Source organism: Kribbella sp. NPDC051936 (assembly GCF_040680955.1).
Taxonomy (GTDB): Bacteria; Actinomycetota; Actinomycetes; order Propionibacteriales; family Kribbellaceae; genus Kribbella.
Map to the genome: position 1 here is coordinate 60,525 of NZ_JBFAXS010000015.1, position 24,306 is coordinate 84,830.

The following is a 24,306-nucleotide window of genomic DNA, read 5'->3' on the forward strand; positions in this document are numbered from 1 at the left end:
TACGGCTTTCGTCGTCCTGCGAGCGTCGCTACGTCGCCGCAAGGGTCAGTTCGACCTCGTTGCGGTGGAGGGTTAGTTGGCCGCCGGCGGCTTCGGCGCAGCGGCGGGCGATGTCCAGGCCCAGGCCGGTGGAGCCTCGGTCGCTGCGGCCGCGTTCGCCGGCGCCGAGGGGGATGCCGGGGCCGTTGTCGGCGACGACGATGCGTACGACGCCGGCCGCCCGGGTCAGAGTGATCCGCGCGGGCGTGCCGTCGGGGGTGTGGGCGACGACGTTCTCCACCAGGGCGTCGAGTGCCGCGCCGAGGTCCTCGGCGGAGGAGCGCACGGTCGCGGGCGTGTCCGGCAGGTCCAGCGCCAGCTCGCGGCCCTGGTCCTCGAACAGCGGCTCCCAGAATGCGGCCCGCTGACGCGTCACCTCGACCGCGTCCGAGTGCGGCACGCGTCCTTCGCGTTGCGGTCGGCGGGCGGCGCTGATCACCGCGGTCAGCGTCCGTTCGAGACTGTTCACCTGGGTGTTCAGCTCCTCGGCGCTCTCCCGGTCCGGTAGCGCCTCGACCTGCAGGCGAAGCGCGGTCAGCGGCGTACGGAGCCGGTGCGACAGGTCCGCGACCGCCTCGCGTTCGACCGCGATCACCTCGTCGATCCGGTCCGCGAGTCCGTTCAGCGCGGCGCCGACCTTCGCCACCTCGGCGGGTCCGGTCGTCGGGGCCCGGGCGTCCATGTCACCGCGGGCCAGGCGTTCCGCCGTACTCGCGGTCTCCTCCAGCGGACGCGCGAGCCGGCGCGACACCAGCTCGGCGCCGGCGATGCTGAGCAGCAGTACGAGCAGGCTGCCGCCGATGAGGAACAGGACGCGCGGCACCAGGCCGTCGTACAACTCCTCGGCGGTCAGGAAGACACAGACCGAGGCGGGCCCGGCCGGCGTACCGACGCCGACGTCCACCGCGAGACCGCCGTCGACGTCGCGGTAGTCCGCGTCGCCGAGCTTCGGCGGCCCCTTGCCGTCGTCGCCGTCCGGGTCGTCGCCGTACCCGGCCGGAACCTCCTTCGGAGTCGGCACCCCGCCGGGCGGCGGCTCGCCCAGCGTCGTACCGTCCGGCATCCGCACCGAGATCCGCCCCGGCTTGTCCGCCAGACCGTTGATGTACGCCGTGATGTCGTCGTTCGTGCGGCCCTTCTCGCCGACGTAGTACGCGACGCTCTCGGCCAGGTACCGCGCCTTGTCCTTGGACTCGTTGGCCGTCGTACTGCGGAGCAGGACCACCAGCGGTACGGCGAACGCGAGCACGACCAGCGTGGTCATGCCGACCGAGAGCAGCAGGATGCGGCGGCGCATGCTCACCCGTCCGCCGCGAGCTTGATACCGACACCGCGCACGCTGTGGATGAACCGTGGAGCGGCGGCCGTCTCGCCCAGCTTCCGCCGTAGCCACGAAAGGTGTACGTCGACGGTCCGGTCGCCGCCGCCCCACGGCAGCCCCCAGACCTCCGCGAGCAGCTCCCGCTTGGTCACCACGGCCCCGGGCCGTCGCGACAACGCCAGCAGCAGGTCGAACTCCTTCCGGGTCAGATCCACCGCGGCGCCGTCCACGGTCACCTCACGGCTGCGCGGATCGATCCGCAGTCCGCCGATCTCGACCGTCGTCTCGCCTTGCTGGTCGTGCCCGAGCCGACGCAGGACGGCGCGGATCCGGGCATCCATCTGCGCCGCGCTGAACGGTTTGATCACGTAGTCGTCCGCGCCCGCGTCCAGCAGCCGTACGACGCTCGCATCGTCGTCGCGCGCCGTCGCCACGATCACTGGTACGTCGCTGACCGCGCGCACCATCGCGAGCACGTCGCGCCCGTCGAGATCGGGAAGCCCGAGGTCGAGCAACAGCACCTCCGGCCGCTCGCGCGCGACCGCGGCGACCCCGTCCGCGCCGGCCGCCACCGCCGACACGACATGGCCGGCCGCCGTGAGGGACTTCCCCAACGACGCCCGGATCGCATCGTCGTCCTCGACCAGCAGCACCCGCGCCATGCCACCGAGCGTATCCTCCGCCCGCTCAAGGCAACCTCAAGCCGGAATCAAGCGGACGCCCACCACTCACCAACCTCCGGCCCGGCCGCTCGGCCACGCCTGACGGCGCACTGAGCGCGGCCCAGACGTGGGGTTACTGAGTGGTGGAGATCCGGGGCGGCTTCAGTCCGGTGGAGCGCAGCTCCAGGCCGGCGAGCCGCGCGATCACGTCCGCGTCGCCGTCGCGCCAGGCGGCGACCGGGTCGTCGGAGATCTTCGCGAGCTTGTGCATCGGCTGGTTCGCCATCGCCCGGAGCGCGAACAGGTCCAGATCCGCCGCGCTGTCGATGAACCGCTGCGCCGCACCGGCCCGCCGCGCGAACCGGATCCGCCGCGGCACCCAGATCAGCACGGCGAACAGCACCGGCAAGCCGATCGTCACCGCCGCGAGCACGTACGCGAGTTGCTCCACCGCGTGCGCCTGGTCCCGCCCCGCCTGCGCCAGCTTCCCCGCGGCCCCGGCGGCGCCGTCGATCGGCGACCGCAACTGGTCCCCCACCGCCGGCACCTTCCCGATCGGCTCGGACAACCGCCGCAGATCCCCCGCCAGCCCGTCCCCCGCCTCGGCCGCCTTCCGCCCCGGCGCCCCCAACGCGTCGGTCACCTGGAAAACGACCTGCCCCAGCTGCACACAAACCCACACCCACGCCACCAGCATCACATCGCCGACCACCTGCCCGAAACGCTTCGCCCCGGTGTCGGCATAGAGCTTCATGGGCGGCCTTCCGTGGGCTACAGGTTGCTACGCAGGTTCCAGAGGAGCGGATAGTAGCGGAGGTCGAGGCGGCTGCGAAGGTAGGTGGCGCCAGAGGATCCGCCGGTGCCCGGTTTGGTGCCGATCATGCGTTCGACCATGACGACGTGGCGGGCGCGCCAGGCGGCGGCCAGTTCGTCGTGCTGGACGAGGGCCTCGGCGAGTTCCCAGACGGCGGCGTAGTGGGAGCGGTCGCCGGCGACCTTGCGGAGAGCGTCGCGGACGGCGTCCTCGGAGCCGGTGTCGAAGCCCGCCTTCCGGAGCACCTCGAGGTACGCGTCCCACAGTGTCGGCTCCTCCAGCCGACGCCGCAGGCGGTCCTTCTCGGCGTCGCTCAGACCGCGGAACCGGCGGACGAACGACGGGTCCTTCGCGCCGGACAGGAACTCGACCTCGCGGAACTGCACCGACTGGAACCCGGACGCCGGCGACAAACGGTGCCGGAACTCGCCGAAGTCCTGCGGCGTCATCGTCTCCAGGATGTCCACCTGCTGCGTCAGGACCCGCTCGATCGTGTGCACCCGCCGCAGCAGGTGCTCGGCCAGCCACAGCTCGCCGGCGAGCATCGCGTCCCGGGACGCGGTCAGCTCGTGCAGGACCTGCTTGAACCACAGCTCGTACACCTGGTGGATCGTGATGAACAGCAGCTCGTCGTGGGCCGGCGGGTCGGACTCCAGCCGCTGCTGGTCGAGCAGCTCGGCGAGCCGCAGGTAGCTGCCGTACGTCAGCCGCCCGCCTTCCTCACCGAAATTCACGTCGACCCCGCCCCACTGCCCCGCCACGCCGTCACCAGTGCTCATGACACGGAGACTAACCGACCACTTCGTGACTGGTCAGTGATTCGTTCGTTGGACCTTGGGTACGCCGAGTTGAGGAGCCGCATGTCCGCCACGGTCGAGACACCGATCGTCCCGGGGCCCGTCCAGGGTCCCACCAGGGAAGAGCCGCTGATCGAGGCGTTGCTGCTCGACGACTACCGGTCGCTGGTCCACCTCGCCTACCTGATCCTCCCGCCTTCGATCAGCCGGGCGAGGCGGGTGGCGGCGGCGCACGCCGTGGTCCAGCGGGCGCTCCCGGCGGGCCTCGCGCTGCCGGCCGATCTCGCGCTGCCGTCGAGCCTCACCGTGCCGCCGGACGTCCGGCTGCCGGCGACCAGGCACCGCGAGTTCATGCGCCGCCGGGTGATCGAGGAGGCGACCCGGCAGGCGGAGCGGCGCTCGTTCCCGGCGCGGCTCGGCGGCGTCCTCGCACCGTCCGACAAGCTCGGCTTCGACCCCTGCACCACGCGTCCCGACCGCACCGCCCACTCCCGCCGCCGCGCCCGCGGCCGCCGGGTGACGATCACGTTCACGCTTGTCCTCACCACCGCGATCGTCGCGGCGCTCCTGATGTCTTGACGTAGCGTCGCGACCCACCTACCTTCGGTCACACCGCTGCGCCGATTCCTTCCCCGCCCCACCACCCCAGTCGCTTCCTACCGCCCCAGGGAGATCTGTGATGTCCGTTGGAATCGTTTCCAGCCTGTCCCTGCTGATCGCTCTCGGCGCGCCGCCACCGGCGCCGGCTGAAACCCCACTGGTGACCATGACCACCCAGGCAACGATCTGCAACAAGTACTGCGATGCGCGCGACCCCGCGCTCGCGCCCGGCGACCGCGCCCCGGTCTCGACCACGCTCTTCGGCCGCACGATCACCCTGCACTTCGACGACAGCGACGCGATGGGCTGGGCCTCGATCGAGAACGGCAATCCGGGTGACGAGGTCTGGCTGGACCGCTCGATGGACGGCGGCCGCACCTGGTCCGGCGGGAGCCGCCTCGGCAACACCGCGATCCCCAGCGGGCAACGCGGCTGGCGCACGCAGATGTACAACGTCGACGACTGGAACAACCTCGGCGTCGGGGCCCTGCGCGCCTGCGGCAAGGCCGGCGACCGCGCCGACGTCGCCTGCACGCCCTGGGCCCGGACGACCTGGAACGCCTGGGACCGTCGTACGGCGGCCGCGACCGCGCTGATGCAGAACTACAACCTGTCCAGCGGACTGTTCGACACCACGGGCTGGTGGAACTCCGCGAACGCCCTCAACGCCCTGATCGACAACGCCCGGATCAGCGGGATGCCGAGCTACAAGTACGCGATCGGCAAGACGTACGACCTGAACCACGGCCAGTTCGAGGGCCAGTTCCGCAACGACTACATCGACGACACCGGGTGGTGGGGTCTCGCGTGGGTCGCGGCGTACGACCTCACCGGCGAGGCGCGGTATCTGCAGACGGCCCGCGTGGATGCCGACCACATGGCGGCGTACTGGGACGGCACCTGCGGCGGCGGTGTCTGGTGGAGCGAGGCGAAGACGTACAAGAACGCGATCACCAACTCGCTCTACATCCAGCTGAACGCGCAGCTGCACACCCGGATCGCCGGCGACACGACGTACCTGCAACGCGCGCAGGCCGGGTGGACCTGGTTCCAGCAGACCGGGATGATCAACGCCTCACACCTGGTCAACGACGGTATCGACCTGTCCACCTGCAAGAACAACGGCGACACCGCGTGGACGTACAACCAGGGTGTGCTGATCGGCGCGCTCACCGAGTTGTCGAAGGCAACGAACAACTCGGCGTACCTGACGTCCGCGCGCCAACTCGCCGACGCGGCCACCACCGCCGCCGCGCTGCACACCGCCGACGGCATCCTCCGCGAGCCGTGCGAGAACGGCGACTGCGGCGGCGACGGCCCGTCGTTCAAGGGCGCGCACGCCCGCGGCCTCGGCAAGCTGAACGCCGCGCTGCCGGACCACCCGTACACGTCCTACCTGCAACGCCAGGCCGACCGCGCGTTCGCGGCCGACCGGACCCCGATGGACCAGTACGGCCTGCGCTGGTACGGCCCGGTCGACAAACTCGACGCAGCCCGCCAGCAGTCGGCGCTCGACCTGCTCAACGCGGCACCATGACCTCGGGCGACGCCGGAAATGCCATGATGACCGCATGGAGCTGAAGATGTCGGCGTCGTACGACGCCACCCCTGAGGAAGTGTTCGCGATCGTGACGGACACCGCCTTCCGTGAGCAGGCCTGCGAGAAGACGAAGGCGCTGTCGTACGACGTGCAGGTCAGCACGTCGGGCGCCGACACCGTCGTCCGGGTCTCCCGGGAGATGGCGGCCACCGACATCCCGGACATGGCCCGGAAGTTCGTCGGCGAGACGCTGACCGTCGTGCAGACCGAGACCTGGCACGCGGCGGCCGCCGACGGCACGCGGACCGCCGACGTGTCCGGCGTGATCTCGAACACCCCGGTGACCCTCAAAGGAACGGCCCGGATCGCCACGGAGGGCGCGCAGACCGTCCAGTCGATCGACCTCGACATCAAGGTCGCGATCCCGCTGATCGGCAAGAAGCTCGAGCCGTTCGTCGTCGACGCGATCCGCTCCGGCCTGCAGAAGGAGCACGACCTCGGCCACGAGTGGAGTGGGAAGTAGACCGTGTCGTTGCGCTGACCGCGTCGCCTCCGGTGGCAACCTGAGAGGAAGTGTTGTCCCGGAGGTGACCGTTCCGATGCGAAGCACCCTGCGAAAGAAGCGGGATCGGACCCCGCCCGCGACCGGCGCCGACCAGTACTGCGCGTTCTGCGCCGCCGTGATGCCGTTCGAGCGGATCGACCCCTCGGACTACCTGGTCGACGAACCCGACGAGTGGATCTGCGTCAAGTGCGGCTCGGCCCTCCTGGTCGACCCACCCACCCAGCCACTCCACCGAACCGCCTGACCGCCGCGCCCAGCTAGCAGGTTGTTTCACCGCCGGCCCACTGCAACCCGCCAGCGGTCACACAACCCGCTATCTGGCCGACGTCGCGTCGGCGGCGGCCAGACCGGCCCGCATCGCCGCACGGACCTCGGCCGGCCACGCGCCGGTGTTGGTGAGCGGGATGTCGGTGATGAACCGGCGCTCGGCCTCGGGAATGCTCGCCGCGACCAGCCCCGGCTCGTCCAGGACCGCTGCGTACAGCCGCGGCCCGTCCGCGCTGAACAGGGCCGCCGCCACGAGACGCCCGTCCGCGGTGCGCATGATGTTGTCCGGGTTGTCGTCGAGGCTCGGCGCGAACCACGGCAGCTCCCGCGCCGCGCGCTCGTGCACCCGGCGTACGGCGTCCGTGAGCTCGGCGACCGCCGGCTCGCGCGCGGCCAATGCCCGGTGGAACCCGGCGGCCTCGTCCGCGTCGAGCGGATCGAGCCACTCCAGGAACTGCAGATCCCCGCCGCCTGCCAGCCGCCGATGGCCGAAGACCCGCGGAAGCTGACGGGTGTGCGCCGCCTCGCGATACAGCGCGATTGTGTAGGGCCCCGCCGGATCGAACGGACTGATCCGCGCCGCGGCCCGGCCGTCCGGCGCCCGCAACGCGACCGCCCAGTCCCCTGCACCGCAAGGCGTCCACCCGGACTCCCGCAGCACCCGCTCGACGTCGCGATGGTCAGCGTCCAGGTCGATCAGGTCCCCGTACGCGCCGCCCGTCATGCCGCTGAGCATAAGCAGCGACTCGCAGCCCTCGCCGCCGAATTACAGCGGCGGCCCGAAGGCACACACGACCGGCTTGGCGTGAGCGGGATCGAGCGCGTTGGCAACCAGTTGGGCCACGGTCGGGTCGAAAGTCAGGCCGACGTGACCGACCGTGTCCAGCGGGCAAGTGTCCTGGACGTACTGGTTCGTCACACCGGGCCCGCGGATGAACGACGTCTCGTGCGGCGTCACCAAGGCGTCGAAGCGCGAGGCGATCATCGTGTACTTCACACCAGGCTGCGCGATCGGGCCCTGCGTCAGCTTCGCGACCGCCGACCCGCCGACGATCAACTCGTCACAGGCCGGGCAACCGAACTGCCGCAGTACCTGGTCGACCAGCGGCCGGAGCCCCAGGTAGTCGCCCACGCTGACCAGCCCGCCGAACGTCGTACCGTGCGTGGGCGGCGCCAGCGCGACCACCTTGCCCACCTGGCCGGCGTACCCGCGGACCTTCGGGCCGTAGACCGACTGGAAGCCGCCCTCGCTGTGCCCGACGATGTCGACCCTCGCGGCACCGGTCGCCTGACGGACCCGCTGGACGAACGCGGCGACCTCGTGGGACGACTGCTCGATCGAGACCGTGCAGCAGGACGAGCGGGTTCGGATGCGCGGCTGACGGCTGGCAGGTCCAGTCGTCGAACCCGGCCGACGTGGCCGCGCCGGCAGGTGCGCTCAGCGTGGCGATGAGCAGAGACGCGGCAAGCAGGACCGTGGCGGTCCGGCGGAGGCGGTGACGCATGACAACTCCCCGTATGGTGTCGTTCGGTGATCAGTAGATCACGGGTAGTTCGCCGAGCGACGCGAGCGGCTGCTGGACGCGGCGCTCAAGCTGTTCGCCGACCACGGGTACCTCGGGACGTCGATCGAGCAGATCTGCAGCACGGCGCACATCGGGACGAAGAGCTTCTACGAGCTGTTCGCCAGCCGCGAGGAGTGCTATCTCGCGCTGCTCCGGCGGACCTCCGAACGCCTCGAGGAGCTCATGACCGGCGCCGCCGCGCAGGCGACCGGCAACGAGCGGCAGGAGGCGCCGCGGCTGCTCACGACATTCGTGCACGCCCTGGTCGACGACCCGCGGATCACCAAGGTCACCTTCGGCATGGCTTCCGGCATCTCGGCGTCGGTCGAGCGGCAGCGGCGCGCCAACCGCCGCTGGGCGGCGGGCTTCCTCGTCCAGCTCTGGGACCGGTACGACGAGCTCTGGGACCGGTACGACGGGCCGCAGCCCGACGACCAGCGCGCCGTCCGGCACGCTGTCGCGATCGGCCTGATCGGCGGCATGTTCGACCTGATCTCGGACTGGCTGCTGGACGCCGACCTCAGCGCCCCGCGGCAGATCGAGGCGCTGATCGACGACCTGACCACGTTCTACATCACCGTCCGGCGGGGTCTCGCCGACTAGTCGAACACGAGCGTGCGGAGGGCGACATGCCCTTCCTCGTCGATGACGTAGTGGGCGTGGCCCTCGTGGTCGACCGCGACGCCCTCGACGCGGCGGACGTCGCCGAAGTGGTGGATCACCTTGCTCCCGACAACCCCGCCGCCGGGCGGCAGCTCGAACCGCACGTGTTCCGACGCCGCGAGGGCTCCTTCCGGGTGGTCGGCGAGCACGGTGGCGGACTTGCCGGAGGCGTCGAGATCGCCGATCACCGCGTCGAACCGGTCCTCGCCGTGCGTGTCGAGACCGCGCAGCCCGGCCGGTGCGTCGACACCGCCGACGTCGCCGAGGATCCAGACGTCGCCGCAGACCGGGACCGCGTCCGGGTCGTCGAACAGCTCATCGACATTCGTCAGCTCGACCAGCAGCGGGTGCCCGTCGGCGGTCACGGGGTAGCGCAGCCCCAGCACGAGGTTGCCGTTGGCTAGGAACTCGGCCGCTTCGATGTTGACCGGGTGGTCCGCCGGGTGGATCGTCCCACTCCAGCTCTTGGCCTTGGCCAGACCGCGCTCGATCGTCGCGTCGACGTACGCCTGCTGCCCGAGCGGCCCGACCGGCACCAGCTCCACGTCCGCCAGCGCGTCGTTGATCGCGCGGTGCAGGCCGAAGCGCAGCCGCACGATCTCCAGCTCCGCGGGCTCGCCGGCGAGGATCGCCTCCTCCTTGACGCGCGCGATCCAGGACCGCTTGGCCGCCAACGGGCCGGCCTTCTTCCCGAACTGCGAGCCCAGCAGGTACACGTACCCGTTGAAGGACGCGCACGCCTCGGCGTCCTCGGTCTTGCCGGCGTGCACCCCGGCATCGGTCAGCACGCGGCGCGCCGACCAGCCTTCGTCCAGCGGGGCGCCGGCCGCGTGCACGAGCAGCGCCAGCGCGTCCTCGGCCGTCGCTTCGTCCAGGACCGTGACGAACGCGCGGTCCCAGCCGTTCCGGGCCAGGACGTCGGGCCCGAACACGCGGCAGAGGTCGGAGGCTTCGTTGGGCTCGAGGTGCAGGTCGGTCTCATGCATACCCGGACAACGAGAGCGTGGGCCGCGGCGCTCCCGCCGCGGCCCGATTCCCGGGTAATCCCTGACCGGTCCCTGGCTGGATCACCAGCCCGGGGCCTAGGTCCTAGCCCTGGTGCGGGTAGCGGTGGTCGGTCGGCGGGGCGAAGGTCTCCTTCATGGACCGCGGGGAGGCCCAGCGGATCAGGTTCCACATCGAGCCGGCCTTGTCGTTCGTCCCGGAGGCCCGCGCGCCGCCGAACGGCTGCTGGCCGACGACCGCACCGGTCGGCTTGTCGTTGATGTAGAAGTTGCCCGCCGCGAACCGCAGGTACTCCGACGCCGCCGCCACCGCGTGCCGGTCCTGCGCGATGACCGCACCGGTCAGCCCGTACGGCGCCGAGTGCTCCATCCCCTTCAGCACACTGTCGTAGTCCGCGTCGTCGTACACGTGCACGCCGAGGATCGGGCCGAAGTACTCGGTGCTGAAGATCTCGTCGGCCGGGTCGTCGGAGACCAGCAGGGTCGGGCGGACGAAGTACCCCTCACTGTCGTCGTAGGTGCCACCGGCAACGACCTGGATCGCGTCGGTCGCCGCGGCCCGGTCCAGCGCCGCCTTGTGCTTGGCGAACGCGCGGTCGTCGATCACCGCGCCGATGAAGTTCGACAAGTCGGTGACGTCGCCCATCGTGATCGCCTCGGTCTCGGCGACCAGGTCGTCACGGATCCGGTCCCACACCGAGCGCGCGACGTACGCCCGGGACGCCGCCGAGCACTTCTGGCCCTGGTACTCGAACGCGCCGCGCACCATCGCGGTCTTCAGCACCGCCGGGTCGGCCGACGGGTGCGCCAGGATGAAGTCCTTGCCGCCGGTCTCGCCGACCAGCCGCGGGTACGTCTTGTACGACGCGATGTTGGTGCCGACCGTGCCCCACAGGGACTGGAACGTCTTCGTCGAGCCGGTGAAGTGGATACCGGCGAGGTCCGGGTGGGTGAGCGCCGCCTTGCTGACGTCGATGCCGTCGCCGGTGACCAGGTTGATCACACCGGCCGGCAGGCCCGCGGCCTCGAACAGCCGCATCGTCCAGTGCGCGGCGAACTGCTGCGTCGGCGACGGCTTCCACACCACGGTGTTGCCCATCAGGGCCGGAGCGGTCGGCAGGTTGCCGGCGATCGCGGTGAAGTTGAACGGGGTGATCGCGTACACGAAGCCCTCGAGCGGCCGGTAGTCCACCCGGTTCCACACGCCCGGCGAGGAGATCGGCTGGTCGCTGACGATCTGCCGCGCGAACGCGACGTTGAACCGCAGGAAGTCGATCAGCTCGCAGGCGGCGTCGATCTCGGCCTGCTGGATCGTCTTCGACTGGCCGAGCATCGTCGCCGCGTTGAGCGTGTCGCGCCACGGGCCGGCCAGCAGGTCGGCGGCCTTCAGGAAGATCGCGGCGCGATCGTCGAAGGACAGCGAACGCCAGGACGGGGCGGCGGCCAGGGCCGCGTCGACGGCGGCCTTGCCGTCCGCCTCGGTCGCGTTACCGAGCGTGCCCAGCACGTGGGCGTGCCGGTGCGGCTGCACCACCTCGATCGGCGCGCCGCCGCCGAGCTTCTGCTCGCCGCCGATCGTGCAGGTCAGGTCGATCGCTCCCGCGGCGGTCAGCTCCTTGAGCTTCGCCTCCAGGCTCGCCCGCTCACCCGACCCGGGCGCATATCCCTTGACGGGCTCGTTGGCAGGCGTCGGTACAGCGGTGACGGCATCCATGGTGCAGGACTCCTCGATCGTGGGGTGGACCGTGTGGCACGCCGAGTGCGGATGGCTGGGCGTGACACCAGCATGGTGCCACGCCAGCACCGTCAACCACGAACGCGCCTGAGCTGCTTCCGCCTTACTTCCGCCACGGCATGTGCTGGAGCGCCCAGGTGTTGCCGTCGGGATCCGCGAACCAGGCGTAGAACACCCCGCCGAGGTCCTCGGTCTCGCTCACGTCGACCCCGCGGCCGATCAACTCCTGCCGAGCGGCTTCGATGTCCTTCACCACCAGGTGCAGGGCACGCAGCGAGCCGGCCGGCATCTCGGTCGCGGGCAGGCCGGTGGTGAGCGTGATCGAGCAGAACGAACCCGGTGGGGTGAGCTGCACGATCCGGACCCCGTCGGCGGGCGAGACGTCCACGTCCGGATGGAAGCCGCACTGCTCGGTGTAGAACCGCTTCGCCCGGTCGACGTCCGACACCGGCACCGGGATCAGCTCCAGCAGGTACGCGCCCGGCTTCACCACCACGGCGCTGGGATCGTCCGGGATCTCCGAGGCGTCCGTCGGGATCTCGGTCGTCGTCGGCGGCGTCGGCAGGTCACTCATGCGGACTTCTTGGTGGTCTTCTTGGCGGCCTTCTTGGCCGTCGTCTTGGCAGCTGTCTTCTTGGCGGCAGCCGCCTTCTTGGCCGGCGCCTTCTTCGCTGCGGCCTTCTTCGCCGGCGCCTTCTTGGCCGGCTCGGCCTCACCGGAGCCGCCGCCCGCACGCCGTGCCTTCGCGGCCTCGACCGAGGCACGCAGCGCGGCGACCAGGTCCACGACCTCGGCGCCCTCCGGCTCCTCCTCCTCGGACTCCGGCAGCGGCACGCCCTCGGCCTTGGCCATCACGACCTTCTCGAGCGCCTCGCGGTACTCGTCGTGGTACTGGTCCGGGTCGAACTCACCGCGCAGCGTGTCGATGTACGACGACGCCATCGCCTTCTCCTGGGAGCGGATCTCGACGTCCTCCGGCGGCGCTGCGAACGACTTGTCCCGGATCTCGTCCGGCCACAGCATCACCTGCAACACCAGCACGTCGTCGACGGTCCGCAGCAGCCCCAGGCTCTCCCGGGATCGCAGCGCGACCTTGACCAGCGCATACAGCTCGGAGCCGTCGAGCGCGTCCCGGAGCAGCACGTACGGCTTCGCGCCGGGGCCGCCGTCCGCGGCCAGGTAGTACGACTTGCCCAGGTACAGCGGGTCGACCTGGTCGGCCGGCACGAACTCGAGCACGTCGATGACCTTCTTGCTGGACAGCGGCAGGTCCGCGAAGTCGTCGGAGTCCAGCACCACCATCCGGCCGTCCGGCATCTCGTACCCCTTGCCGATGTCGGAGTACGGCACCTCCTCGCCGTCGACCGAGCAGATCCGCTTGTACCGGATCCGGCCCCCGTCGGCGACGTGCACCTGGCGGAACGAGATGTCCTTCTCCTCGGTCGCGGAGAACACCTTGATCGGGATCGTCACCATCCCGAACGAGATGGCTCCCTTCCAGATCGCCTGCATCGCCATCAGCTCCCTGTCAGCTCAGCCCGCTCCGCGGCCCCTCCGCCGCGAGCAGATCGGGGATCTCCTGTGTCGCGTACCACAGCAGGTCTTCACCCTCGCACGAATCCAGGGCAAAGATCGCGTCGTCGTCACCGCTCTGCGCCGCCTCCCACAGCTCGGCGGCTTTGCCGATCACCGCGGTCGCCTGCGGGGCGTCCAGGTGCACGGAGGCCACCGAGCGCCACGGGATCACCACGTGCAGCTCCAGCCGGGCGTCACCGAGCTCCACCGACCCGTCGGCCGGCGGCACGGCGCTCACCTCGGCCGCGATCACCACCCGCCGGCGCGCCGTCGCCAGGTCCGCGGCCAGCAGCCCCACCGAGGCGCGGGCCGCCTGCGCCATCGCGGCGAACTCCAGCTCCTCGTCGTCGCCCTCGGCGTACCACTCGCGCAGCGCCGGGGTCACGGCGTACGCCGTCAGTGGGGCCGGGCCGATCTCGCCGGCGTTGCACGCCGCCGCCAGCAACCCGAGCGTGGACGGTACGTAGACCCTCATGAGCCCGCCTTCTTGGTGGTGCCGCGGGGTTTCTTCCGGCCCCGGGAGGCGCGGTTCCGGCTGCCCCTGGTCGTTTCCAGCAACTCGTCCAGCGCGTCGGTCACGCACTGGGCGAAAACAGCGAGGTCCGGCATGGCGGTGCGGTCCGCGTTCAGACCGTAGTACACCCGGCCGTCGTAGGACGTGACGCCGACCGAGAGACCCTGGCCGGGCATCAACGGAACGACCGGGTACGACGCGAGCATCGGCGCGCCCTGTGCGTACAGCGGGAACTGCGGACCCGGGACGTTGGTGATCACCACGTCGTCGATCGGCCGGACCGTGGCGGTCGCGACCCGCGCCGCGAGCGCGTGCAGCGTGGTCGGGGCGAACCCGGCGATGCCGACCAGCGAGCGGGCGCTGACCGCCCGGCCGGTGTCCTTGTGCACCTTGGTCTGGTACGAGATCTGGTGCAGCCGCATGACCGGGGAGTTCTCACCGACGGGCAGGTTCACGCTCGAGGCGATCACCCGGGAGCCGAGCGAGGTGGGCTCCTCGTCCTCGTCGTCGCGGATACTGACCGGGACCACGGCCCGCACGCTCCGGGTCGGCCCGACGCCCTCGCCGCGGGTCATCATCCAGGCCCGGAACGCGCCCGCCACCACGGCGAGGATCACGTCGTTGACCGTGCCACCGTGCGCGGCGCGGATGGTCCGGTAGTCCTCCAGGTCGGTCTGCACGGTGGTGAACCGGCGCTGTCCCGACGTCTTCACGTGCAGTGAGCTCTCCTGCGCGTGCCGCTGCGCGGCCAGCGAGCCGACCACGCCGCCGAGCGCCTCGCGCACCGACATGGCCCCGGTCAGGCTCGCCATCTCGGCGCGTGCCAGCTCCAGGACCGCGGTCGGGTGCCGGGTCGCGTCGGTGAACACTCCGGCGAGCAGCTCGAGCGCGGACGGCGGGTGGTCCGGCTGCCAGGTGTCGGTCGGCGTGTCCCGGGGGTGCGCGGTCGAGTCCAGCACGACCTGGCCGATGTCGACCGTGCTGTTGCCGTCGACAAGCGCCTGGTGGGACTTCGCGATGATCGCGAACCGGTCGCCCTGCAGCCCCTCGACGAGATACATCTCCCACAGCGGGCGGGCCCGGTCCAACCGGCGCGACATGATCCGCGCGACCAGTTCGAGCAGCTGCGCGTGCGTGCCGGGGCGCGGCAGGGCGGACCGGCGGACGTGGAAGGTGATGTCGAACTCTTCGTCGTCGACCCAGACCGGCCCGGCGAAGCGGCCGGGGACCTGCTGGACCCGCTGCCGGTACCGCGGCACGAAGGCGATCCGGTCCCGGATCAGCGCGACCAGGCTCTCGTAGTCGAAGCCCTCGTCGCCGTGCACCGGCGGCTCGAAGATGTCCACCGTGCCGACGTGCATCGGAGTGGCCGGCGACTCGGCCTTGAGGAAGGTGAGGTCGAGCGACGTCAACCGGTCCGGCATCTGGCCACCTTCCTCTCAGTTCGACGGATTCTCACCCTAGCGGCCCCCACGGACAGTGGGCTGCGACACTGGCCGCAGAGGGCGTTCGGAGACACTGCGCCGTAGCGAGCAGGTGCTCGGCGGAGTAGGCGCAGTGTCTTCGAACGCCCTCTCAGGGAACACTGAGGTATCCGTGTTCGTCAGGCAAGAGGGTGTGTCCCGCACCCTGAGAACTCATTCGAACCCCCGAAAGGCTCCTGGACCGATGCGTTCGACGCTCACTCGCGGTGCCGCCACCGCTCTCCTGCCCACCCTCGGCCTGCTGCTCCTGGTCGGCTGCGGCGGGGACGACACCAGCGGCAGCAGCACTCCCTCGCCGAGCGCCCCGGCCAGTACGCCGACGTCGACCCTGCCGACCAACACGCCGACCCCGGGCTCGCCGAACACCAGTGCCCCGTCGAACACCGCGGACCCGTCCGGCGAGCAGGCCGACGTGACCGTCGACATCACCGTTGCCAACGGCAAGGTCAATCCGAGCGGTGCGACCGTCAAGGTGAAGGCCGGCCAGACCGTGCTGATCAAGGCCGTCAGCGACGCCGAGGAGGAGTTGCACATCCACGGCTACGACAAGGAGCTGGAGCTCACCCCGGGCAAGGCGGCCTCGGTCAAGTTCACCGCGAACATGAAGGGCACCTTCGAGGTCGAGACCCACAAGAGCGGCAAGCTCGTCGCCAAGCTCGTCGTCTCGTGAGCGTGCCGCTGCTGCTGCCACTGATTCTGCCGCTGCACGGGATCGGCGGGCGGCAGGACCTGCCGATTCCGTTCGGGCTGGCGGTCGGCGGCGCCGCGGTCGCGGTGGCGCTGTCCTTCGTCATCCTCGGGGTCGCCTGGCGCACCCCGAAGTACCGCGGCAACGCGTCCGGCGTACCGTTGCCTCCCGCAATCAGCTGGCTGATCGACGCCGGCTGGTTCCGGTGGCTGGTGCGGCTGTTCGGGTTGGCGACGTTCCTCTACGCGATGGTGGCGCTGCTGTTCGGCGTGGACCGGCTGACGAACCCGATCTTCGGGTTCATCTACATCCTGGTCTGGGTCGGGCTGGCGCCGATCTCGCTGCTGTTCGGCCCGGTCTGGCGGACCCTGAACCCGCTGCGCACCATCCATCTCCTGCTGTCGAAGCTCCTCCGCCAGCCGCCGTCGAAGGGCCTGCTCGAGCTCCCGTCCTGGGTGGGCCTGTGGCCGGCCGCGCTCGGCATCTTCGCGTTCGCCTGGCTCGAACTGGTCGCGCCGGACCGCGCGACGATCCCGGTGCTGCAGGCCTGGATCGCGCTGTACGCCGTGATCACGATGTTCGGCGCGGTGCTGTTCGGCGACCGCTGGTTCGCGCAGGGCGACCCGTTCGAGGCGTACGCGACGCTGATGTCGCGGCTGTCGCCGTGGGGCCGTCGGACCGACGGGCGCCTGGTGGCGCGGCGGCCGCTGGAGAACCTGGACGGCCTCCGCCCGCTGCCGGGACTCGTCGGCCTGGTCGCGGCGCTGCTCGGCTCCACGGCGTACGACGGGTTCTCGAACTCGTCCGCCTGGATCGGGTGGGCGCAGAACCAGGACATCTCGATGACCTGGCTCGGCACCGCCGCGCTGATCGTCTTCATCCTGTTCGTGCTGGTCACCTACTCCGGGGCGACGATCCTGGCGGGCCGCCTGTCCGACAGTTCACGGACGGCACTACCGGGCCTGTTCGCGCACTCGCTCGTACCGATCGTCTTCGGGTACGTCGTCGCGCACTACCTGACCCTGTTCATCCTGGAGGGCCAGCGGACGCTGATCTACCTGAGCGATCCGCTGAGCAACGGGGCGAACGTCTTCGGCACCGGTCTGCTCGCGGTGAACACCGGCATCACCAACCACAGCGCGACGATCGCGGTCGTCCAGGTCGCGGCGGTCGTGTTCGGTCACCTGCTCGGCGTCGTCTCCGCCCACGACCGCGCCGTCGCCCTGTTCCCCCGCGCGAAGGCCCTGGCCGGCCAGATCCCGCTCCTGGTGGTGATGGTCGGCTACACCTGCGGCGGCCTGCTCTTGCTGTTCTCCTCCTGAGGCTTCGCGAGGCCGCGGCTGGTGATCAGGAGGAGGACGAAGGCGATCATCCCGACGATCAGGTGCGAGTTGCCGGGGATCGACTGCCAGAAGCTCCAGCTGAGCTCGCGGTCGTCGCGGAACGGCACCCACCAGATCGAGCGCAGGACGAACAGGCCGTAGAACAGGACGCCGGTCACGACCGCCGGGTTGAGGCCCCAGACGCGGTTGACGCCCCGGATCACGCTGACGCCGAGCGGAATGATCCATACCCAGTGATGGCTCCACGAGATCGGCGACGCGTACAGCACGGCCAGCGCCATCACGGAGATCGCGGTGACGCGCTCGTCGGCGAGCCAGTACTTCCGGGCCAGCCACAGCACGAGCAGGCCGAACACGGCCGAGATCACGAACCAGGCCGGCTGCACCCAGCTCGCCTCGTCACCGATCCGGTGCAGGAAGCCGTTGAACGACTGGTTGCCGGTGTACGCGATCCCGCCGACCCGGTTCGCGTCCAGGATCACGTCGGTCCAGTACCGCCACGACTGGTGCGGCACGATCGCGAACCCGATCGCCATCGTGGCCAGCAGCCCGAGGACGGCGTTGCGCAACGCCCGCCACTGCTTCGTCACCACGAGCAGCGCCAGGAACGGCAGCGGCGTCAGCTTGATCCCGATCGCCACGCCGAGCCAGAACCCGCGCAGGCGCGCGTCGTTCGGCCGGATCAGGTCCAGCAGGATCATTGCGGTCAGCAACAGGTTGATCTGCCCGAACTGGATGGTCTGCCAGACCGGCTCGAGCAACAGCGACAGCGCGGTCAGCGCGACCAGCACCGCCGTCCGCTTGCGCTGGGTGATGAACGACCAGAACGTCTTGGTCAGGCTGGCCCGCCACAGCGCGGTGATGCCCAGCACCGAGATCGTCGTCCACGCCACCAGCGCGACCGCCCACGGTACGGCGGCCAGCGGGACCATCGCGATCGCGGAGAACGGCGGGTAGGTGAACGGGAGGTTCGAGCCGCCGGGCAGCTTCGCGTCGTACAGCGAGTCGCCGTGCAGCAGGACCGAGCCGCCCATCCGGTAGACGCGCAGGTCGATCATGCCGCCGTACAGATGGGTGATCCAGGCGCCGACGGCGACCAGGGCCGCGCACGCCAGGACGGCGATGACGATGCCACGGCGGCCGGCGGGACGGATCGAGGAGGATGCGGGGGTGGTCACGGTCACGTCAGGTCGGCTCCGAACAGGGTTTCCAGCGCTCGCCGGGTCTCGTCGTACTCGGTGTGCAGGATCGCGGTCATCCCGACCGCCAGGGCGCCGTCGACGTTGAGTTGCAGGTCGTCGACGAACACGCACTCGGCCGGTTCCAGGCCGAGCCGGCCGGCGGCCAGCCGGAAGATCTCCGGCTCGGGCTTGCGCAGCCCGACCTCGCCGGAGATGACGATGTCGTCGAACATGCCGTCCCAGGTGTCGCGCGGGTAGGTGTTGCCCCAGGAGTTGGACAGCAGCGCGGTCCGGATCCCGCGCTCGTTGGCGCGCCGGACGAGTGCGGACATCGCGGGCTGGTGCTCGAAGTGCGCGAACATCCGCTCGATCAGTCCCTCGGCGGGCACCGGCGTCCCGTCGTGGCGGACGAGCATCGAGGCAAGCTTGCGCTCGAAATCCGGGACGGCGAGCTGGCCGCGTTCGAGTGCGTGCACCGGGTTGAGCTCGGCGGTCACGCTCTCGCTGGGCAGCCACTTCATGACCGCCGCGAGGTAGGAGTCGAAGTCGAAACCGTCCAGCTCGGCCCAGCGCCGCAACGCCGGCTCCAGGCCCGAGGTGAGCACGCCGCCCCAGTCCACCAGCAGACCTCGGGGCACCGCCCGCACCTCAACCATGCGCGCAAGCCTACTCAGACGGCGGAGGCCCTCACCCTCCCGGCCCTCGCCCTCACGCCCCGTGTTCAATGGTTGTGGTTCAGTGGCTGTACTCGATGCTCACATCGCCCGAGGAGGTCTTCGCCCGGATCGTCCGGGTGGCGTTCGGATCGATCTTCACGTTCGCCGACTCGTCACCCGAGGACGTGTCGGTGTCGACCTTGTACGACTCGGTGCCGGACGGGATCCGGATGTCGACGTCACCCGAGCTCGTCTTCGCGTCGACCGTCTGCGGGGCGACGGTGAAGTCCAGCGCGACGCTGCCGGAGCTGCTGTGGGTCGTCACCGACGTCGCAGTCAGACCGTCGCCCTCGACGTCGCCCGAGCTCGACCGGAGCTCCAGCGGTCCGCCGACGTCGTGCACCTCGATGTCGGCCGAGCTCGTCTTCAGCACGGCCCCGACTTCGATCCCGGCGACGGTCACCTTGCCGCTGCTGTTCTCGACCGTCAGCTTCACGTCCCGCGGCACCGTCAGCACGTAGCTCGTCTTGCACCCGAACGACAGGAACCCGCACCCGCCGCTGTCCAGCTCGAGCTTGCCGTCGCCCTGGTCGTACCTCTCCTTCGGGTCCGAGCCGAACACGTTCCGCTCCGACTGGCGGTCGACCCGCACCTCGGTGCCGTCGCCAGGCCGCACCTCGATCGACGCCGAGCTGCCCTTCACCAGCAGCGCCCCGCCCTGCACCGGATAGCTGCTCTGGCTGCTCTTGGTGCCCTCGGTCAGGCCGGTGAGCGCCCAGTACACCCCGCCGAGGATGAGTGCGACGGAGATGGCGATCCCGTACCGCCGCTCGACGCTCATCGAGCTCCGCGGTCGGCCTTGGACATCGGACATGCCCCAACCCTGGCACATCGCGGCCCCGCTGTCGGTGGGGTTGTCCCCCGAATCATCCCTGAGTGAGCGGTCAGGCGGGGACCGAATGCAGGTCGTCGGCCACCGCGCCGGCGAGCTGCTGGAACGCCTTGCGGAGCTTGCTCGACCTGGCGGCCTCGGACAGGCTGCGCCCGTGCGCCACGGCGGTGTCCACCGCACCTAGGTCGTACGGCAAAAGGGCGGCGCGGTCGACACCGGCATACTGCCGCAGCGCGTCCAGGGCCGCGTCGGCGGGCGATCCGCCGAGCGAACCGGACCGCAGCCGGTTCACCACGACGCGGGTGGTGACGGACGGTACGACGGCGCGCAACTCGTGGACCGCGCGGATCAGGCGGGTCAGTCCGACCGGGTCCGCCGTACCGACCACGACGACCTCGTCGGCCTCCTCGAGCGTGGCGATGGTCGCCCCGTTGCGGCGCGGCGCCAGCGAGTCGAACGAGATCTCCTCGTCGGTCTCGACACAGAACCCGGCGTCGATCACCGTGATCGGCGCCAGCGAGCGCGCCGTCGACCAGATCGCCTCGACGGCCGCGGGCCGCAGCTCGGTCCAGCGGTCCGCGCGGCTGAGTCCGGTCAGGACGAGCAGGTGCGGGTTCAGCTCGCGGGCGTGCCGCGCGAGCGTCGTCACGTCGAGCGAACCGTTCGACGCCGAGCGCGCCGCGGCGGCCAGGCCGGAGGTCTCGTCGAGCATGCCGAGCATCTGGGCCACGGTCCCGCCGTACACGTCGACGTCGGCGAGGAGAGTCGGCACGCGGCGCACCGCCAGCTCGCAGGCCAGGTTCACCGCGACGGTCGTCCGGCCCGGCGCGCCGGTCGGGCCCCAGACCGCGACCAGCCGGCCGGTGCCCTGCGGGAAGGCGGGCGGTTGCGGGTTGGCCGCGGCCTCCGGGGTGAGCGGCACGAAACCGCCCGCGAAGTGCGAGCTCGTGATCGGAGGGCCGGACTCGACCGCGTCGGCCACCGCGCGGCCGAGGTCCGCCGGGCTCACGTCGGCCGGTAGGATCCGCTCGATCCCCATCCGGCTGAGCCGGTCCTCGGCGCCGAACGGCGCGCCGGTCTCGGTCGGGTCGACCAGGGCGAGCACGGCGATGCCGCGGGCGTGCAGCGCGGCGACCGCGTCGGACGACAACCGCGGCAGCGCGTCGGCGAGCAGGACGGCACGGGCCTGACCGCTCGCGGCGGCCGCCATCACGTCCGCGATGTCGACGCAGCGCCGGACGACGCGGATCCCGGGCGCTCGCTCGGTACGCCGGACGACGTCGGCCTCCCACGGCGCCCCCGTGACGGCCAGCAGGACTGGGACCGACATCAGCCGTCCTTCCGGACCAGGGTCGGCTCGCCCGCGCTGATCGCGGTGAGGGCGGCCGGGATGCGTGGCAGGTCGGTCGAGGCGAGCGCGATCGTCACCTGCCGGCGCGCCGTGCTGCCCGCGACCCCTTTCACCGAGTCGATCTGCAGCACGCGAACGCTGCTCCACAGCGGCCGCGCGGGCTGTCCTTCGGTCTTCGGCACCACCCAGACGTCGACCACGTCGCCCGGCGCGGTGTCGGACGGCAGGCGGCCGGAGGCCACCGAGAGCGGGAACTCGGTGCGGTCCTGGTCGGACGCGGTAACGGCGGCGTCCTTCGGCACGAACTCGCCCTGGCCGACCGTGCGACCGACGACGAGGCCCTTCAGGTCAGCGTCGGCCGACAGATAGCGCTTGGAGTCGTCGCCGCTGGTGAACCGGACCCGGACCGTCGTCAGGTCGTCGTCGGTCAGCGGGGTGCCGGTCTTCAGCTCGTGCTTGGCCGCCCAGATCGTCGTGGTGTCATCGGCGGACGACAGCAGTTTGGCGCCGGCCAGCGCGGTGACGGCGACCAGCAGCACGCCGAGCACCAGGCGGCCGTCCTTCCAGCGCGCCTTGCGGTTGCGCTGGGCCGGGGCGGACGGCGCCCCGAAGCCACTTCGCACTGCTGTCTCGACCACGTCGTCTCCCCAGTCGGTGGATCGGTGTCGGCCGACATTCTGCCTGGTCGCCGATCGCACGGTGAACGGTCATCCACAGGCTGTCACAGCCTGGGGACAAACTCGGTCATCCGTTCGCCAACCGTGGCAAACTGAAGGAACCAGCCACTATCCGAAGGAGACGACGATGCCGGGACCGCGATTCCTCCAGCTCGCCGACGTCGCCGAGGTCCTGAACATCTCCGCGAACCAGGTCTACGCGCTGGTCCGGCGCGGCGACATCCCGGCGGTGAAGATCGGTGGCCGCGGGCAGTGGCGCGTCGAGGCCACCGAGCTCGAGAAGTACATCGAGCGGCTCTACACCGAGACCAAGCAGTTCATCGACACCCATCCGTTCGGCGAGGAAGCCGACGCCACGGAGGACGCCCACCTCTGACCCGAGCTCTCCCGGCGGGCTGGCGCCGGGGGCGACGAGAGTCAGCGGCGGCGGAGGGCTCGGAGGGCCTGGGTGGGGACCAGGCGGACGTTGTAGACCTCGGTGCGCCGCCGCGGTGCGTCGAGCGGGTGCTCGGCGATCTCCAGGAAGTCGGCGCCGACGCGGTCGATGGTGCCGGTGACCGGACCCCCGCCGCTGCAGAAGAGCGTGACCGGTGAGCGATCCCGGGCGATTCCCCGCAGCAGGTGCGCGAGACCGAGCTTGCCCTCGACGGCCCCGACCGCCGGCTCCGCCCACGGTCCGAGCCGGTGGACCGCGATCAGCGCGTCGACCGGGATCAGCCACTCCTCGTAGCGCTCGGTCTCGATCAGCAGGCAGTCCTTCCCGACCCGGCTGAGCTGTCCGCGCACCGGGTCGGCGTCGTTCAGCTCGACGCGGACGACGGTGTCCACCGCGCCGCGGAGTCGGTCGAGCACGGTGATCTTCCCGACCTCGGCCCGGATCCGATCGGCCACTTCGCCGTACAGGTCACTGTCCTGGAGCGCCTCGAACTGCGACTCCAGGTCCGCGAACAACGCATCCCACCGCATGACCGTGAACCTACCGGTCGCGGGTGCCGCCCGGCCGTCACTGTCCGCAGTGGAAACCGACGCTGCGTGGGTTAAGGACTTGCAAAGCCGACGTAGAACCGGTCTATAGTGGTCAAGCCCAAGCAAACTAACGCAAACTCATAGGTTGGGAGCGAAGCGGGATGAACGCGATGATCCGGGTGGTCAAAGGCACGCTCGCGATCGTCGCGCTGGCCGGCGTCGGTCTCCTGCTGCGGTGGATCACCGCGGGCTCGATCACCGGCCTGCGGACGTACGACCTGGATTCGCTGACCGTCCTAGCGGTCGGCACGATCGCCTGGATCGCGTACGGCTGGCTGGTGCTGGCCGTGCTGCTCACCGTCCTCGAACAGATCCCCGGCACGATCGGCACCCTGTCCGGCGCCGTAGCCGGCCGGATCACCACCAAAACCGCCCGGACCCTCCTGCGCTCCGGCCTCGGCGTAGCAGCCGTCACCCCGCTCACCGTCGGCGTAGCGCAAGCCGCCCCCAACGACACCGCCCACGTCCACCAATGGACCCAGCCCGCCGCAAACTTCCGCACCACCGAAAGCGCCTCGTCCGTCCACCTCGGACCGGACACCAGCACCCACCGCACCAGCGCCGACAACGACCGCGCCACGGAGCCACGCTCGACCGTCGAGCTCGGTAGCTCAGGTCAGGCCAACACCGACTACCGCGCCACCGAACGCGCCTCCACCGTCCAACTCGGACCGGACACCAACACCCACCACACGAACACCGGCAGCACCGCAGCCGACCAGGCCACCGACAACTACCGCGCCACCGAGCCTGCCTCGACCGTGCAGCTCGGGGCGGACGCCGGCACCCACCGCACGAGCACCAGCAACACCACAGCCGACGACTCCGCCGACGACTTCCGAGCCACGGAGCCACGCTCGACCGTCGAGCTCGGTAGTTCCGATCAGGCTCACACCGACCGCCACGCGACCGAACCGCCGTCCGGAGTCCGCCTGAGCTCCACCCCCACCCCGCCGGACGACCCCACCCCGAACCGCCCCGTCGATCCCGGCAACTCCAGCAGCACGACGCAGAAGCCGGGCAGGACCGAGCGGCCGACGGGCGGGTCGCGGGTGGGAGTACCGGATCGGCCGGCCGACGGCGCGCCCACCCGGTACACCGAACTGCGACCGACCGTCCCGGTACGCGTCGTCGTACGGGAAGGCGACTCGCTCTGGAAACTCGCCGCCCGCGAACTCGGGCCAGACGCGACGGCGGAAGCGATCGCCGCACGCTGGCCGGCATGGTACGCCGCGAACCGCCACGTGATCGGGAACGACCCCGACCTCATCTACCCCGGGCAGGTCCTCCGCATCCCACCCACGCCGACCGGCGACCACCTCCCGCCCCATCACCAGGAGCAGTGAC

General features: G+C 70.6%; 27 protein-coding genes and 1 pseudogene. 10 read left to right on the forward strand and 18 right to left on the reverse strand.

Features of this window, described 5'->3' with window-relative positions:
- Window positions 1-28: 28 nt before the first annotated feature.
- The 4 genes from AB0L64_RS39225 to AB0L64_RS39240 form a co-directional block, all read right to left on the reverse strand.
- The gene (locus AB0L64_RS39225; RefSeq protein ID WP_363718045.1) at window positions 29-1,336 is read right to left on the reverse strand and encodes a HAMP domain-containing sensor histidine kinase; all 1,308 of its coding nucleotides are present in this window, start codon (window positions 1,334-1,336) and stop codon (window positions 29-31) included.
- 2 nt (window positions 1,337-1,338) lie between these two features.
- The gene (locus AB0L64_RS39230; protein WP_363718046.1) at window positions 1,339-2,022 is read right to left on the reverse strand and encodes a response regulator transcription factor; all 684 of its coding nucleotides are present in this window, start codon (window positions 2,020-2,022) and stop codon (window positions 1,339-1,341) included.
- 133 nt (window positions 2,023-2,155) lie between these two features.
- Window positions 2,156-2,776: a hypothetical protein gene (locus tag AB0L64_RS39235; protein ID WP_363718047.1), complete on the reverse strand. Its 621-nt coding sequence runs from the start codon at window positions 2,774-2,776 to the stop codon at window positions 2,156-2,158.
- A gap of 17 nt (window positions 2,777-2,793) precedes the next feature.
- The gene (locus AB0L64_RS39240; RefSeq protein ID WP_363718048.1) at window positions 2,794-3,615 is read right to left on the reverse strand and encodes a tryptophan 2,3-dioxygenase family protein; all 822 of its coding nucleotides are present in this window, start codon (window positions 3,613-3,615) and stop codon (window positions 2,794-2,796) included.
- Between the two features lie 81 nt (window positions 3,616-3,696).
- Here AB0L64_RS39240 and AB0L64_RS39245 point away from each other — a divergent pair, with 81 nt between their 5' ends.
- The 4 genes from AB0L64_RS39245 (at window position 3,697) to AB0L64_RS39260 (ending at window position 6,582) form a co-directional block, all read left to right on the forward strand.
- Window positions 3,697-4,212 carry a hypothetical protein gene (locus AB0L64_RS39245; RefSeq protein WP_363718049.1) on the forward strand — a complete coding sequence of 172 codons (516 nt, stop codon included), beginning with the start codon at window positions 3,697-3,699 and terminating at the stop codon, window positions 4,210-4,212.
- A gap of 100 nt (window positions 4,213-4,312) precedes the next feature.
- Window positions 4,313-5,770 (forward strand): glycoside hydrolase family 76 protein, encoded by a 1,458-nt coding sequence (locus AB0L64_RS39250; protein ID WP_363718050.1) that lies wholly within the window; start codon window positions 4,313-4,315, stop codon window positions 5,768-5,770.
- 34 nt (window positions 5,771-5,804) lie between these two features.
- Entirely contained in the window at window positions 5,805-6,296 is a 492-nt protein-coding gene (locus AB0L64_RS39255) for a DUF2505 domain-containing protein (protein ID WP_363718051.1), read from the forward strand.
- A 76-nt stretch (window positions 6,297-6,372) separates the two neighbouring features.
- Entirely contained in the window at window positions 6,373-6,582 is a 210-nt protein-coding gene (locus AB0L64_RS39260) for a hypothetical protein (RefSeq protein ID WP_363718052.1), read from the forward strand.
- Between the two features lie 69 nt (window positions 6,583-6,651).
- Here the strand turns inward: AB0L64_RS39260 and AB0L64_RS39265 are convergent, their stop codons facing one another.
- Entirely contained in the window at window positions 6,652-7,329 is a 678-nt protein-coding gene (locus AB0L64_RS39265) for a hypothetical protein (RefSeq protein WP_363718053.1), read from the reverse strand.
- 42 nt (window positions 7,330-7,371) lie between these two features.
- Window positions 7,372-7,800, reverse strand: coding sequence for a hypothetical protein (locus AB0L64_RS39270; RefSeq protein WP_363718054.1), 429 nt, complete (start codon window positions 7,798-7,800; stop codon window positions 7,372-7,374).
- 382 nt (window positions 7,801-8,182) lie between these two features.
- Here AB0L64_RS39270 and AB0L64_RS39275 point away from each other — a divergent pair.
- Together AB0L64_RS39275 and AB0L64_RS39280 are read left to right on the forward strand one after the other, a co-directional pair.
- A pseudogene (locus AB0L64_RS39275) lies at window positions 8,183-8,308 on the forward strand (helix-turn-helix domain-containing protein); the annotation flags it as partial.
- A 45-nt stretch (window positions 8,309-8,353) separates the two neighbouring features.
- Window positions 8,354-8,773 (forward strand): hypothetical protein, encoded by a 420-nt coding sequence (locus tag AB0L64_RS39280; RefSeq protein ID WP_363718055.1) that lies wholly within the window; start codon window positions 8,354-8,356, stop codon window positions 8,771-8,773.
- Here AB0L64_RS39280 and AB0L64_RS39285 read toward each other — a convergent pair.
- The 6 genes from AB0L64_RS39285 to AB0L64_RS39310 form a co-directional block, all read right to left on the reverse strand.
- Window positions 8,770-9,819 (reverse strand): hypothetical protein, encoded by a 1,050-nt coding sequence (locus tag AB0L64_RS39285; protein ID WP_363718056.1) that lies wholly within the window; start codon window positions 9,817-9,819, stop codon window positions 8,770-8,772. The genes AB0L64_RS39280 and AB0L64_RS39285 overlap by 4 nt on opposite strands.
- Before the next feature lie 103 nt (window positions 9,820-9,922).
- Window positions 9,923-11,551 carry an L-glutamate gamma-semialdehyde dehydrogenase gene (pruA, locus tag AB0L64_RS39290; RefSeq protein WP_363718057.1) on the reverse strand — a complete coding sequence of 543 codons (1,629 nt, stop codon included), beginning with the start codon at window positions 11,549-11,551 and terminating at the stop codon, window positions 9,923-9,925.
- Window positions 11,552-11,675: 124 nt separating this feature from the next.
- Window positions 11,676-12,146, reverse strand: a complete 471-nt coding sequence (locus tag AB0L64_RS39295; protein ID WP_363718058.1) for a VOC family protein — start codon at window positions 12,144-12,146, stop codon at window positions 11,676-11,678.
- Window positions 12,143-13,090 (reverse strand): Ku protein, encoded by a 948-nt coding sequence (locus tag AB0L64_RS39300; protein ID WP_363718059.1) that lies wholly within the window; start codon window positions 13,088-13,090, stop codon window positions 12,143-12,145. Before AB0L64_RS39300 ends, AB0L64_RS39295 begins: the two co-directional genes overlap by 4 nt.
- Before the next feature lie 10 nt (window positions 13,091-13,100).
- The gene (locus AB0L64_RS39305; protein WP_363718060.1) at window positions 13,101-13,622 is read right to left on the reverse strand and encodes a hypothetical protein; all 522 of its coding nucleotides are present in this window, start codon (window positions 13,620-13,622) and stop codon (window positions 13,101-13,103) included.
- Window positions 13,619-15,085, reverse strand: coding sequence for a wax ester/triacylglycerol synthase family O-acyltransferase (locus tag AB0L64_RS39310; RefSeq protein ID WP_363718061.1), 1,467 nt, complete (start codon window positions 15,083-15,085; stop codon window positions 13,619-13,621). The genes AB0L64_RS39305 and AB0L64_RS39310 overlap by 4 nt, the downstream gene beginning before the upstream one ends.
- Window positions 15,086-15,329: 244 nt before the next feature.
- Here AB0L64_RS39310 and AB0L64_RS39315 point away from each other — a divergent pair, with 244 nt between their 5' ends.
- Both AB0L64_RS39315 and AB0L64_RS39320 read left to right on the forward strand, forming a co-directional pair.
- Window positions 15,330-15,815, forward strand: coding sequence for a cupredoxin domain-containing protein (locus tag AB0L64_RS39315; protein WP_363718062.1), 486 nt, complete (start codon window positions 15,330-15,332; stop codon window positions 15,813-15,815).
- Window positions 15,812-17,155, forward strand: a complete 1,344-nt coding sequence (locus AB0L64_RS39320) for a hypothetical protein (protein WP_363718063.1) — start codon at window positions 15,812-15,814, stop codon at window positions 17,153-17,155. The genes AB0L64_RS39315 and AB0L64_RS39320 overlap by 4 nt, the downstream gene beginning before the upstream one ends.
- Here AB0L64_RS39320 and AB0L64_RS39325 read toward each other — a convergent pair.
- From AB0L64_RS39325 to AB0L64_RS39345, 5 genes are all read right to left on the reverse strand, one after another.
- Window positions 17,116-18,360: a glycosyltransferase 87 family protein gene (locus AB0L64_RS39325; RefSeq protein WP_363718064.1), complete on the reverse strand. Its 1,245-nt coding sequence runs from the start codon at window positions 18,358-18,360 to the stop codon at window positions 17,116-17,118. The genes AB0L64_RS39320 and AB0L64_RS39325 overlap by 40 nt on opposite strands.
- Window positions 18,357-19,013, reverse strand: a complete 657-nt coding sequence (locus AB0L64_RS39330) for an HAD family phosphatase (protein ID WP_363718065.1) — start codon at window positions 19,011-19,013, stop codon at window positions 18,357-18,359. The genes AB0L64_RS39325 and AB0L64_RS39330 overlap by 4 nt, the downstream gene beginning before the upstream one ends.
- A 79-nt stretch (window positions 19,014-19,092) precedes the next feature.
- Window positions 19,093-19,887: a DUF4097 family beta strand repeat-containing protein gene (locus tag AB0L64_RS39335; protein WP_363718066.1), complete on the reverse strand. Its 795-nt coding sequence runs from the start codon at window positions 19,885-19,887 to the stop codon at window positions 19,093-19,095.
- A 70-nt stretch (window positions 19,888-19,957) separates the two neighbouring features.
- The gene (locus tag AB0L64_RS39340; protein WP_363718067.1) at window positions 19,958-21,235 is read right to left on the reverse strand and encodes a hypothetical protein; all 1,278 of its coding nucleotides are present in this window, start codon (window positions 21,233-21,235) and stop codon (window positions 19,958-19,960) included.
- On the reverse strand, window positions 21,235-21,894 hold the full coding sequence (locus AB0L64_RS39345; RefSeq protein ID WP_359935417.1) for an SAF domain-containing protein: 660 nt from the start codon (window positions 21,892-21,894) through the stop codon (window positions 21,235-21,237). The genes AB0L64_RS39340 and AB0L64_RS39345 overlap by 1 nt, the downstream gene beginning before the upstream one ends.
- 166 nt (window positions 21,895-22,060) lie before the next feature.
- Between AB0L64_RS39345 and AB0L64_RS39350 the strand changes: the two genes are divergently transcribed.
- Window positions 22,061-22,309 carry a helix-turn-helix domain-containing protein gene (locus AB0L64_RS39350; RefSeq protein ID WP_359935415.1) on the forward strand — a complete coding sequence of 83 codons (249 nt, stop codon included), beginning with the start codon at window positions 22,061-22,063 and terminating at the stop codon, window positions 22,307-22,309.
- Window positions 22,310-22,350: 41 nt separating this feature from the next.
- On the opposite strand, the gene AB0L64_RS39355 is transcribed toward AB0L64_RS39350, so the two are convergent.
- The gene (locus tag AB0L64_RS39355) at window positions 22,351-22,899 is read right to left on the reverse strand and encodes a hypothetical protein (protein ID WP_355696749.1); all 549 of its coding nucleotides are present in this window, start codon (window positions 22,897-22,899) and stop codon (window positions 22,351-22,353) included.
- Between the two features lie 161 nt (window positions 22,900-23,060).
- On the opposite strand from AB0L64_RS39355, the gene AB0L64_RS39360 reads away from it, so the two are divergent.
- On the forward strand, window positions 23,061-24,305 hold the full coding sequence (locus tag AB0L64_RS39360; protein WP_363718068.1) for a LysM peptidoglycan-binding domain-containing protein: 1,245 nt from the start codon (window positions 23,061-23,063) through the stop codon (window positions 24,303-24,305).
- Window position 24,306: the final 1 nt, after the last annotated feature.